11 protein-coding genes are annotated in these 12,536 nt (G+C 40.3%); 9 read left to right on the forward strand and 2 right to left on the reverse strand.

The genetic code is table 11. From position 1 onward, the window contains the following. The first annotated feature begins 166 nt into the window (after positions 1–166). From ACUVXA_RS08245 to ACUVXA_RS08280, 8 genes are all read left to right on the forward strand, one after another. Positions 167–1,204 (forward strand): CoA transferase subunit A, encoded by a 1,038-nt coding sequence (locus ACUVXA_RS08245; protein ID WP_445870773.1) that lies wholly within the window; start codon positions 167–169, stop codon positions 1,202–1,204. 141 nt (positions 1,205–1,345) lie between these two features. After that, entirely contained in the window at positions 1,346–2,020 is a 675-nt protein-coding gene (locus ACUVXA_RS08250; protein ID WP_445870774.1) for a CoA-transferase subunit beta, read from the forward strand. 146 nt (positions 2,021–2,166) lie between these two features. After that, complete coding sequence (locus ACUVXA_RS08255; RefSeq protein ID WP_445870775.1) at positions 2,167–2,949, forward strand: enoyl-CoA hydratase/isomerase family protein; 783 nt, start codon at positions 2,167–2,169, stop codon at positions 2,947–2,949. 165 nt (positions 2,950–3,114) lie between these two features. After that, entirely contained in the window at positions 3,115–4,983 is a 1,869-nt protein-coding gene (locus ACUVXA_RS08260) for a threonine--tRNA ligase (RefSeq protein ID WP_445870776.1), read from the forward strand. Between the two features lie 72 nt (positions 4,984–5,055). Beyond that, a complete protein-coding gene (locus tag ACUVXA_RS08265) occupies positions 5,056–6,288 on the forward strand; it encodes an MFS transporter (protein ID WP_445870777.1) in 1,233 nt (410 codons plus the stop codon). Between the two features lie 128 nt (positions 6,289–6,416). Continuing rightward, positions 6,417–7,700: an MFS transporter gene (locus ACUVXA_RS08270; RefSeq protein WP_445870778.1), complete on the forward strand. Its 1,284-nt coding sequence runs from the start codon at positions 6,417–6,419 to the stop codon at positions 7,698–7,700. A gap of 169 nt (positions 7,701–7,869) precedes the next feature. Next, positions 7,870–9,126, forward strand: coding sequence for an MFS transporter (locus ACUVXA_RS08275; protein WP_445870779.1), 1,257 nt, complete (start codon positions 7,870–7,872; stop codon positions 9,124–9,126). A 151-nt stretch (positions 9,127–9,277) separates the two neighbouring features. Next, positions 9,278–9,790 carry a hypothetical protein gene (locus ACUVXA_RS08280; RefSeq protein WP_445870780.1) on the forward strand — a complete coding sequence of 171 codons (513 nt, stop codon included), beginning with the start codon at positions 9,278–9,280 and terminating at the stop codon, positions 9,788–9,790. Positions 9,791–9,802: 12 nt separating this feature from the next. On the opposite strand, the gene ACUVXA_RS08285 is transcribed toward ACUVXA_RS08280, so the two are convergent. Continuing rightward, a complete protein-coding gene (locus ACUVXA_RS08285; RefSeq protein WP_445870781.1) occupies positions 9,803–10,558 on the reverse strand; it encodes a PHP domain-containing protein in 756 nt (251 codons plus the stop codon). 388 nt (positions 10,559–10,946) lie between these two features. Between ACUVXA_RS08285 and ACUVXA_RS08290 the strand changes: the two genes are divergently transcribed. Next, positions 10,947–12,119, forward strand: a complete 1,173-nt coding sequence (locus ACUVXA_RS08290) for a thiolase C-terminal domain-containing protein (RefSeq protein ID WP_445870782.1) — start codon at positions 10,947–10,949, stop codon at positions 12,117–12,119. 103 nt (positions 12,120–12,222) lie between these two features. Here the strand turns inward: ACUVXA_RS08290 and ACUVXA_RS08295 are convergent. Then, positions 12,223–12,536: hypothetical protein (locus tag ACUVXA_RS08295; RefSeq protein WP_445870783.1), on the reverse strand; the 314-nt coding region annotated here is incomplete at its 5' end.

Here is a 12,536-nt window from a genome sequence, read left to right on the forward strand (position 1 = left end):
AGTAGTTGTAACGTCAATCATGATCTTTTTTTATAAATATTTCAAAAATTTTTTAATATAATTAATTAAATTATAGTGAATGATAATTTTATTTAAATTTAAATTTTAAGAAAAAAATATAAAAAGTTACAATTCTTGTCTCACAGATTCTAAATGGTGATGACGCATGACAGTTATCAAATTAGAGGAATTGAAAGTCTTAGCTAAAGGAAAAGGAGAACTAGTAGGTTGGCACGATCCAGATGAGCATCGAAAATGGATTAGAGAAAACAAGAGCAGAGACCTGTACGATAAAACAATGACGGTAAAAGAAGCAGTTTCAAAATTTGTAAAGGATGGAAGTTACATTGCCTCCGGTGGTTTTGGCCACATCAGAGTTTCCATGTCAATAATTTATGAAATTATAAGACAGAAGAAAAAGAATCTAATAATGGCGGGAAAAACAGCGGTCCATGACCTTGATGTACTCGTGGGTTCCGGGGTGGTCAATAAGGTAGAGGTAGCTTATTCATTCGGCCACGAGTTAAGAGGTTTATCACCCGCCTCAAGAAGAATGGTTGAATCCGGAAAGTGTAAAGTACTCGCTGAAATAAGTAATGCCGGTTATCAGTGGCGATTCCTAGGAGGAATGATGGGAGTACCATTTATACCCTCCCGAAATCTTGTAGGCACTGATACATTTAACTATAGTTCTTCTATAGTGATAGAAGATCCCTTCAGTGGGAAACCAATCTGTTTAATTCCCTCATGTAATCCAGATGTAGTTTTCATCCATGTACCTAGATGCGATAAAAACGGTAATGCCCAGATCGACGGCATAACAGTTGAAGACTTTGAGCTCGCAAGAGCTGCAAGAAGACTAATAATAACTACTGAGGAGTTAATCCCAGAATTTAGAGTTCGCAATGAACCGTGGCGGACAGTAATTCCCTTTTACTGTGTAGACGCAGTTTGTGAGGTTCCCTATGGCTCACATCCCTGCGAAATGCCCTACCTGTACTTCTTTGACGAGGAACACATAGCCGAGTGGCTAGAACTCTCAAGTACAGAAGAGGGAACACAAAAATATCTCGACAAATACGTTTTCGGTGTCGAGGACTTTGAAGAATATTTGGCACTTATCGGTGGAGTGAAGAAACTGAACTATCTTAAGAAAGTTGAACAGTTAAGGGCGCCTATGGTAGCGCCTTGGCGTAAAAAGTGAGGTGAATAATATGAGTGAGAAAAATGAATACACAATGGGAGAACTCCTAGCAGTAGCAGCATCCAAAATACTAGAAGACAAAAAATCGGTCTTCGTGGGCACACACAAATTCTAATGGATTTGTGGCCTAAAGGTCTTCCCATGATTGCTTCGATGCTAGCTCAAAGAACACACGCACCGAATCTGCTAATTATTTTTGAGGCGGGCGGCATGGGGCCCCAAATACCAGTTCTGCCCATATCGGTTGGTGACTCTAGAACATTCTGGAAAGCGGTTGGAGCCTCCAGCATGCACGATGTCATGTCAGCATGCCAAGCAGGTTACATTGATTATGGTTTTCTCGGTGGAGCTCAGATCGACCCGTACGGAAACCTAAATACAACTTGCATTGGAAACCACGATCTTCCAAAGGTACGCTTCCCAGGAAGTGGGGGAGCAAATGATATTGGCTCGCTATCCAATAAAACAATATACATAATGAGAAATCAAGCACCGAGAACCTTTGTGAATAAAGTAGACTTCATAACAACACCTGGCTACCTTACAGGGCCAGGAGCAAGAGAGAAGGCAGGATTACCTGAAGGATCTGGTCCATTTAGGGTAATAACGCAGCTGGGAATATTCGATTTCGAGGAAAAAACTAAAAGAATGAGGTTGATATCCCTTCACCCTGGTGTCACACTGGAGCAGATAAAGGAGAACTGCAGCTTTGAGCTACTAATTGGAGATAATATTGAAACAACACCTATACCCACTAAGGAAGAAATCAAGATATTGCACGAGCTTGACCCACAAGGAGTGTCAATTGGAAAATAAGCATATTCATTAAAAATTTTCTTTTTTATCCCTACGCTCTCTTTTATTATTTTTCTTCTTACCGCAATAATGGAAAGTTATAAAAGAAATCATCTATTATTGGATTTTTGATTTGAAACCCTCAAATTGGAAAGTCTATAAGGAGTGTGAAGATTATTTCATACCAGTTTATTATTGTGGAAAAGGAGGACGGTATAGCCGTTATAACAATGAATCGCCCAGATAAATTAAACGCCTTGAATCTGGAAATGCAGGAAGAAATGAAGCAAGAGCTGAGTAGCCTCGCTATGGACGATGAAGTCAAAGCCATAATATTAACGGGAGCAGGAAGGGCCTTTAGTGCGGGTGGAGACATTGGCACCATGAAAGATGCACATCAGCTAGATCCACTGCTTTTGAGGCAAGCTCTATATCACGCCACTTCAGAGGTGACTAATCTAATTTGGAATATCGAAAAGCCGATTATCGCAGCGGTTAACGGTGTGGCAGCTGGTGGTTCATGCAATTGGGCTTTGGCTTGTGATTTTGTTATAGCCTCGGAAAATGCTCGTTTCGGTGAGGTTTTCATCCATGTTGGTTTGGTGCCTGATGGTGGGGGTAGCTGGCTACTACCAAGACTGGTCGGACTGCAGAAAGCGAAGGAAATTATCATGATGGGTAAAATGGTGCCCGCCAAGGAGGCCGAACAAATCGGCATGGTAAACAAGGTTGTCCCCCAGGAAGAGGTATTATCCGCAGCAAAAGGATATGCAAAAATATTAGCTAACCTACCATCCAAAACGCTTGGGGCCGCAAAAAAAACAATAAACAAAGCCATAACCACGGATTTACGAGAGGCGATGGACTACGAAATGACTATGCAGGCAATATGCTTCCAAACAGAGGCCCACAGGGAACGTGTAAAAGCATTTTTAGAAAAAAGCAAGTAGCTTCTAACAGCCTATCGGATGCTCTCATAAATTTAGGAATAGGTTTATAGCAATTCAGAATTTTAGTTTCCTCTTTTTTGGATAATACCACAAGTTATAAATATATTTATTTGATATTCAGTGAATCAATTCCAAAGTATAATTTTTTGATGGGATGCACCAGGTATGAGAATTTTACTTATTCACTCCGATGAGTTTTCATATAGGGTGACTCAGAAGACTCCAATAGCTGAGAAGCTGGAAGACGAATCAATCAAGCAGGGAAGCTCCAAGGAATGCTTGGTGGTTTTCTCAGCAGTCGAGAAAGGTGATGAAAAAAACAAGAGTTATATCATTAACCAGACCGTTGCGGAGATAAAAAAGGTAGCGGAACAGGTAAGAGCTAAAAATATTGTGGTTTACCCCTATGCTCACCTCTCACAAAATCTTTCAGATCCCAAAACAGCTATAGATATTCTCAAGGGAGTAGCTGAAAAACTGGGGGAAGAATACTCTGTTATGCGTTCACCCTTCGGATTCTATAAAGCTTTCATAATAAGCTGTAAGGGTCACCCAATGTCAGAGCTTTCCCGGGAGATCCATCCCGTAGGGACGGAGGTTAAGGAAGAAGTTGTGGTAGAGGTACCGAAAAAAATTGCGAAAAGATTTCTGGTGCTAACTCAGAAGGGTGAGGAGATTGACCCTGAGGAATATGTGAAAAACTGTGAAGACGACGAGTTTAAGATACTGGTGGAAAGAGAAGCGCTAGGCAGGGAGAGTCCTGGTTCCGGGGAGGAACCCGAATTCATTAGCGTGGTTAAAAGATATCACATAAACTGGGAGAGTTTCTCTGACAAGGGACATATGAAGTTCGGACCTGAGGGCAATCTACTATTCGAACTCATAGGAGAATACGCTGAGAAAATAGTTAGAGGTCTGGGAATTCCAGTTTATTCTGTTAGAGGAACAAACATGTTTGACTTGGAAATGAAGCCAGTGAAAGAACACGCGCAACTCTACGGTGACCGCTTATACCAGCTGGAAGTTGAAGACAATAAATTTGTTATGCGCTACGCAGCATGCCATCAGCAGTTTGCCATGATTAAGGACTGGACAATAAGTTATCGGAACCTTCCCTTCGGAGCTTTTGAAAATGCTGATAGTTACCGACTGGAGCAGAGTGGTGAGCTGCTTCTCTGCTTTAGAACCAGGAAGCTGCATATGCCCGACTTTCATGTGATATGTAGGGATGAGAAGGAATCGTTGGAATGGTTCTACAAAATTCATGAAAAAATCTATGAGGCAATGGATGAGTTGGGAAGAAACAACGAGCTGCTCATAAATCTAACCTCAGAAGACTTCTATAACAGAAACAAAGACTTTCTACTTAAACTTGCAAAAACTAAAAACAAGAATCTCTTGATATGTTTCTATCCTCCGGGAATAAACTATTACTGGTCAATAAACAACGAGTACCATATACTTGACGATCTTGGCCGACCGAGGGAAATAGGCACTGTTCAGATAGATTTTGGTAATAGTAAGAGGTTTGGCATAAAATTTACTGACGCTGATGGAAGCGAAAAATTTCCCTTTATACTTCACTCAGCCGTTATTGGTACAGTTGAGAGATATCTTTTCACTCTATTTGATTCTGCTGTGAAAATGAAGAGGGAGGGTAAACCTCCCATGCTGCCTGTTTGGATTTCCCCCACCCAGCTTAGAATAATTCCGGTTGCGGAACGGCATCTGAAATTCGCCGAAGAACTTGTGGAGCAAATCAATGGAGTTCGGGTAGATATTGATGACCGAGGAGAAACAGTGGCTAGGAGAATACGGCAAGCTGAAGAGGAGTGGATACCCTACATAATCGTTGTAGGGGACAAAGAATTGGAAGGCGAGAAGCTCAAAGTCCGAGTTCGAGAAACCAGAGAAGAAGTTGAAATGACTCTAAAACAGTTAGAGAAAGAAATTAAGAAAAAGATAGGAGATAAACCTTTCAAAGAATTAACGCTTCCAACACACATCTCAAAAAGACCAATCTTTAACGTATAGGCCATTTTGCTCAAGAAATCAGGGTGTTTCCCTAATACAGGGGGTAGCTTCACAATTTGTGGTGATGATTCTTTGAGACTAAAGATGAATTCCTTAACTTCTGCTAGGGAAATCTTGATTATTTCAAGCCTGAGTCTCTTTGTTGATTCTATAGGTTATGGCATAGTGGTTCCCATTCTCCCAATGTATGTTTTATCCTTGGGTGCTTCGGATTTCGACTTGGGACTCATTTTTGCCATGTTTGCCATAATACAACTGTTTACAACAATACCCTTTGGTTTACTTTCGGATCGATATGGGCGAAAACCATTCATGATATTGGGAATGCTACTCCTAGCAGCTTCTTTCTCGTATTTTCCTTTCGCACAGAGCGTAGCGGCGTTGATTGCTTGTAGAGCTGTGCAGGGATTAGCTGCTTCTGCTACATGGTCTTCCGCCCTAGCTCTTGTCGCTGATACTTACTCTGGAACTGATAAGGGTGAAAAATTGGGTATTGTGAATGGAGCGGTTGGTGTGGGCAGTATTGCTGGACCACTTGTAGGTGGTGTTTTAGGTGATGTCAATTTTGGCCTACCTTTCTTTGTAGTGGGATTTGTGGCTATCATTATTTTCTTTTACATGATGATTAGACTGCGATTGGCAAAAAAGGAAACGATGAAAGTTTCTATACCGTTCCGTGAAATGTTGGGTAGAGCCATTAAAATCAGAAATATTTTGATAATTATGTTAATTCACATTATGGTAGCTATATTTTTTGGGTTCATAGAACCTCTTATGCCACCCTATTTGACGGGAAGATTCAACATGTCTAGAACCGAAATTGGATTATTTTTCGGAATAGCTTTTCTAACATTCGCTCTTTTCCAGCCAATTATCGGAAGGTTGTCAGATAAGTTTGGGCGAAAGATATTCATTGTGAATGGGTTAATAGCTTTGTGTATTATAAATCTACTAATTCCGTATGCTTCCAGTGTGCCCTTACTTTTCCTACTACTGGGTGTTGCGGGAATCTTCTGGAGTTTTACTTTCACCCCACTGATGCCCTTAGCGGTAGAATCGTTAAAGAGCGAAAATATGGAAACCTTCGGAACTGCTTCTGGTCTTTTCAACCTTTCATACACTATTGGGTACAGCGTGGGTCCCATCCTGGGAGTGCTTATAACCTCATATTTTGGTTTCGAATCAATCTTCTGGGTTTTCAGCGGAATGCTCGTAGTAATGATTATTATTACTCAAACTTTGATAATCGAAAAAAGGATATTCGTTAAAAATAGGTTTTTGAAAAACACTCTAAAAAGAAGCTAATTTATTTAGAAAAATAGTTGAAATCACCGAAATTTTTAATATTTTAAGGTGAGTTAGCCTTAAAAGTCTAGACGCTGATTATACTTTGGGCGAAACCCAAATCAGTTTTAATAGGGGGTTGAAGACCTATGCAAATCCACTTTACAAAGTGGTCCCCCTCAACGGAGCTGTTGTTAATTGTATGCGTCAGCGCATTTATGGACTCATTGGGCTACGGAATCATTATTCCTTTCCTTCCCCAGTATGCTCAGTCTAGCGGAGCCTCCGACTTTGATTTGGGTATCATCTTCGCTTCATACGCCTTGGTGCAATTGGTAACCACCATTCCTTTTGGACTAATGTCCGACCGTTACGGTAGAAAACCCTTCATGGTTACGGGAATGCTCCTTTTAGGTGTGGCTTCACTTCTTTATCCTTTAGCCCAAACAGTACCCATGATGATATTATGTAGGGCGATACAGGGTTTGGCGGCTTCAGCCACCTGGTCTTCGGCCATAGCAGTAGTAGCGGACACGTTTCCGGGAAGAGATAAAGGGGAAAAACTGGGAATAGCAGCTGGAGCAACCAATATGGGGGGTATCGCCGGGCCACTAGCGGGAGGATTCTTATCAGAGGTGAACTTTAACTTACCTTTCCTGATAATTGGTACGATTTGTATAGCCACATTTATCTACATGATTTTCAGGTTGAAAGAAACAAACGGAAAACCCGTGGAAGATATTTCCTATTTAAAAATGATCAGGAACGCTCTTGGAGTCAGAAATGTGCTAGTAATTATAATTATCAACGTTCTGACAGCGATTTTCTGGGGATTTCTAGAGCCATTAACGCCTCCCTACCTGTCTGGACGATATTCGCTCTCAAGCACACAGATAGGTATAGTTTTTGGGGCTATGTCCCTATTCTACGCTGTACTTCAACCAATAGTCGGTAGATTATCAGACAAATATGGGAGAAAGAAGTTCGTAATAATAGGAATAGCAGTCCAAGCGCTGGTAAACTTGCTTATACCTTTCTGCCAAGATGCACTAAGCTTGTCAGTTTGTCTGGTGTTTGCGGCAGCGATAGGAGCCGTAGCTTGGACTCCTTTAACCCCTTTAGTAATAGAGTCTCTTCAGGATGATGGTGTTGAAGCCTACGCGACGGTTCAGTCATTATTCAGCTTAGCGGCTTACACAGGTTATAGTATTGGTCCCGTGATTGGAATTTTGATAAGTTCTTACTCCGGATTTGAAACTATGTTTATCTTTTACAGCTTGATACTAGTGATACTACTTATTTTCTCAAAGATCTACATTAAGGAGACAATTAAAAAAGAAATAAAGAGGGAAACAATGCCACCAGTTGAATTAAAAATACCTCTAAGAAGAAGAATTTTGAGTCATAAGAAACTTTTCACAGATGATGATTGAAATAATTTTTTTAAATCAATTTTTAATCGAAAGAAGCTACGAATAAACTCTAACTCTTATTCCATGTATGCAACATCATACTTTTTCATTTTCAGGTTTAGGTTAAGCTTAAAATATACATAATAATACCCATTTTCTGACAAAAGATAGAGTTCCCAGGCGGATTTTTTTGCGAATACCTTTGAGAAAAATTAATCCTTCCATTGAGATATTGGCCATAGTTTGCTTCAGCGCGTTCGTTGACAATTTGGGTTATGGAATTATAATTCCTTTTCTTCCCCAATACGCAATATCACTTGGTGCATCCGACCTAGATTTGGGCATTATCTTCGCCTCCTATGCACTTGTGCAGTTGGTAACCACCATTCCCTTCGGACTGATGTCCGACCGTTATGGTAGAAGACCTTTTATGGTTACGGGAATGCTTCTTTTGGGGGCGGCTTCACTTCTTTATCCTCTGGCTGGAAGTGTGCCCCTGATTGCAGCGTGTAGGGCGGTGCAAGGTTTAGCGGCTTCAGCCACATGGTCTTCAGCCATAGCATTGGTGGCAGACACTTTTCCGGGTAGAGACAAAGGAGAAAAACTAGGAATCGCAACCGGAATAACTGGTGTAGGGGGCATCGCCGGACCTTTAATTGGAGGAGTCTTATCAGATATAAGCTTCAACTTACCCTTTCTTCTGCTTGCTGCGCTTTCTTTAGCTATGTTTGTTTACATGTTTTTCAGATTAAAAGTAACTAGAAAAGAAAAAGTAATAGAGACACTACCTTACCGAGAAATAATAGGGAAAGCTCTTAGAATCAGAAACATTGTCATCATAATAATAATCAATGTGTTAACTATGATTTTTTGGGGGTTTATTGAGCCCTTAATGCCTCCATACTTATCTGGACGTTTTTCGCTCTCTGCTACACAAATAGGTTTAATTTTCGGCGCGGCATCTCTCAGCTACGCGGTTTGCCAACCATTTGTGGGCAGACTGTCTGACAGATACGGAAGAAAGATTTTTATTGTAATAGGAATGGCTCTACTGGCGGGAGTGAATATAGTTATCCCCTTCTGCGGAGACCCAGTGAGTTTAACGGCAACTATAATGGTCGCCGCAGCCATTGGAACCTTGGCTTTTACTCCTTTGACGCCCTTAGCTATAGAATCTCTTCAAGATGAGGGTATCGAAGCATATGCTACTGTGAATTCGCTGTTCGGCATAGCTTTTTATGTAGGTTATAGCATCGGCCCCGTAATTGGAGCTTTAATCAGTTCGTATTTTGGATTTGAATCAATGTTCTTCTTTTACAGCTTAATACTGGTAACAGTGCTTCTCGTATCACAAGCCTACTTGAAAGAAATGATGAAAAAAGAAGAAAAAACCGTAATAAAAAGCACAAAAAATAAATCGAAATTTTCCATAAAAAGAATAAAATAACTAATAAATCCTCCCTTGTGCCAATTTCTTTTTCAACGTTCTAAAGTATTTCTAGATTATTTTCTTTAATTTTTTTGGCTTGTAGTTTCCGATACAAATATTAATTAAAATAATAAAGATAAAAAAGACTAAAATCATGGGAGGAAATATTATGGTGAGAGAATTATCAAAGGAAGAGGTAGACTTCATAAGACTCCAGATGCTTTACAATATTTCTAATGGGTGGTCATGGTTCGCATATAAGAGACTAGGACCGGAGGGCATTATTGAAGCGGAACTAGAAATGTGGGAAGAACTTCTCCCATCTGCGATTGATTTACTAATTCAATTGGTTGAACCCGAGGGGAACAGCGTTGAAAAGGCTAAACATTTACTTAACCAAGTCTCCAAAATCAACGGCTATGAACCCAAGTATTTAGAGGAAACCCGTGAATCGTTAAAGTGGGAGTATATCGTTTGTCCAAATTGGAATTCTTTGGTTCAGCTAGATTATGAGGATTACCTATCCAAGGGCGGGAAACCGGCAAAGGTTTCATGTATACACGGGTGCACCGCAGTTCACAAAAATTATTTCAAAAAGATTGATCCCCGATTCAAAGTACAACCCATAAAAACCAGACCGAATGCAGACGAAACCTGCATTTTTCAAATAAAATTAAAGTAATACGCTCAATCTTCAAATTCTCTTAATTTCCACTTCTAAAGCGTCTATACCATCCATAAAAACGAGCCTATCCTCTGCATGGTATCCTTTAACATACTTTAGGGGTTGTTCAAGCTTGCCAATCTGATGCAGGGTATGGGCATCGGATCCTAGTGAGAGTTTAATTTCTTCCGTTTCGAATATTTTCTCAAAGCCGTCCATCTTGTAGTTTTGATATGTGGAGTTTAGTTCCACGAAGATGTCTGCGTCTATTATTAATTCAATTGCTTCCTCTAATTCTTCTTCTGGTAGTATGTGTAGATAAGCGTGTGCCAGACCTACTGAACATTCTTTTGGTAGAAGTTTCTTAAAATCTCTTATACGGTTTAATAAGATAAGCGGCATTCTGTTATTTTTGTAAGGCAAGAAGTTGGCTCCTGCCCCAAAGTTGTCAGTAACATATTCAAAAAGGTAGTAATCAAATTTCTTGGAGGTAAGAATTCGGCATTCCTCTGGGGAATCAAAAACGCAAGCCCGGGTATCAATCTCAATACCCTTTCTCAACAAGATTTTATTCCGGTAAGCATCAGATAGTGACTGCAATTCACTAAAATATTCAGACAAATTTTCTGTGATTTGGGAACACTTCACCGTATTGTGTGAATAATGGTCGGTAATCCCTATTGATTGTAGACCCTTTCTGATACAATAGTTAAGGATGCCTTCAATGCTGGAATAACCATCGGACCATGTCGAATGAATATGGTAATCAACAGTAACCAACTTCAATCCAAGAACCTCAAATAAAATAAACAAATTGAATCTAAGCGTGGACAATATCTGCATCAAACACTTAGAGTGAGATTAACTCCCATATTAAAAGTTTGTGCAATCAATATACAAAAACAATTTCTCAAAAAAAATTCACCAATATTGAAAAAATAAAATAAAAATATGAAAAATTCAGTTTTCCCAAGGAAGTAAAATAGATTAAAAATGAAATAGTATAAAAAAACTTATATTGATAGTAGAACATACCAGAAATTCAAGAAGAAGAAATAAAGTAATTTTGTAAAACACACTTAAAGAGGGCAATTAAACTAATTAATCTTATTATGGAAAATTTAGAAAGCAATTTAAAAATTGGTTCAAAAATTGGAATATAGGAAGTATCGGAATGGTTAGAAAAGTCGCAATTGTGGGTACGGGACAAACAAAACACGGCAAAAGATATGATGCAAGTATGCCGGAACTAATCCACTATGCGGTTAACAAAGCCCTAGATGATGCCGGATTACAGATAGAAGAGATAGAAGCGGCAGTAACCGGTTCCATGCCAGCACCCATGGAGGGGGTCAACGCGTGTCACCTCTACTGGGGCAGCGACCCTGCGGGCGCGTTCTTGAAACCCTTGATGCGAGTTGCAACCTGTGGAACCACCGGAATGTCTGTCGCTCATTCTGGTTTTTACCACGTTGCCTCGGGTCTCTTCGATGTGGTTATTGCGATAGGAGCGGAAAAACAATACGAAGGGGAGCCACAGGGAGTAATGAACACTGTGGTTGAAACCATATTTCAACAGCCCTTCGTCGCAGGTGCTCCAAGCGTGTTTGCAAGCCAGTCTAACGAATACATGCACCGATACAATATTCCAGAAGATAGAGTGCGAATGGCCGCGGCAGAGGTGTCGGTGAGAAATCACGATGATGCGCTTGATAATCCTAATGCACATATTCAGATAAAAATCACGGTGGATGATGTTTTAAACTCGAGAATAATCTGTTATCCTGTTAGATTATTGGATGTATGCCCATCATCCGATGGAGCCACGGCGGTAATTTTCGCCTCTGAGGAAAAAGCGAGGAAAATAACGGATACACCAGTGTGGGTAAAGGGTGTAGGATACCGAGGAGACGAGTATTGGCTGGGTGATAGTGATAAGGTCTTATGGGACTCTGCTATAGAGGCTGCCAGAGCTGCTTACAAAATGGCGGGAATCACCAATCCCATTAAACAACTGGACGTGGCAGAAGTTTATAATCCCTTCACATTCCAGGAACTCTTATATTATGAATGCTTCGACTTCTGCGAAAAAGGCGAGGCAGTCAAACTGGTTGAAGACAGAGTGGTATTCAGAGGAGGAGAACTGCCCTGTGACCCCTCAGGCGGTGTCTTGTGCACCAACCCTATAGGCGCTAGCGGTATGAACAGAGTCGCCGAAGCCACAATGCAAATCCAAGGAAAAGCGGGAAAGCATCAAGTTCCAGATGTTGAAACAGCTTTTGCCCACGCAATGGGAGGAACAGATCAGCTTAATGGGGTAATGATACTGGGAAGAACTCCGAAATAACCATCTGTTTAATCCATTTTTTTCAGTCCAATCTATTTTTTCTTATGTAAAGTATAGAAAGAATTGTTTTGCTAACTTTTTGGGCTTTTAACGGTGTGGATTATTATCTGATTAGAAAATCCTTGAGTATGGGAATAACCTCATCGGGTTCATCTATTGGTGGGGAGCATTTATTCTCTATACGAGCGTATGCTGTGGGCTCTGTGATTTTTGGGAAATTTAATTTTCGGATTTTCTCCTCATCTTCTTTGGGGTCTAGTATTTCCACAATTTTTCTGGGTTCGAACATGCTTAGTGTTTTGATGTGTAAATCATGGGTTTTTTTATCGGATTTTAATCCAATTACTGTTATTTTTACGGAAGGGTTCACAACAGTAGAAAGATTTAACGATAAATAATACCATTCTTGGACTTTAA

The organism is Candidatus Jordarchaeum sp. (assembly GCF_052745115.1).

Coding starts and splice junctions, on each gene's coding strand:
- ACUVXA_RS08250 (WP_445870774.1), top strand. CDS start 1,346: ATGATTGCTTCGATGCTAGCTCAAAGAACACACGCACCGAATCTGCTA.
- ACUVXA_RS08270 (WP_445870778.1), top strand. CDS start 6,417: ATGCAAATCCACTTTACAAAGTGGTCCCCCTCAACGGAGCTGTTGTTA.
- ACUVXA_RS08245 (WP_445870773.1), top strand. CDS start 167: ATGACAGTTATCAAATTAGAGGAATTGAAAGTCTTAGCTAAAGGAAAA.
- ACUVXA_RS08280 (WP_445870780.1), top strand. CDS start 9,278: ATGGTGAGAGAATTATCAAAGGAAGAGGTAGACTTCATAAGACTCCAG.
- ACUVXA_RS08290 (WP_445870782.1), top strand. CDS start 10,947: ATGGTTAGAAAAGTCGCAATTGTGGGTACGGGACAAACAAAACACGGC.
- ACUVXA_RS08260 (WP_445870776.1), top strand. CDS start 3,115: ATGAGAATTTTACTTATTCACTCCGATGAGTTTTCATATAGGGTGACT.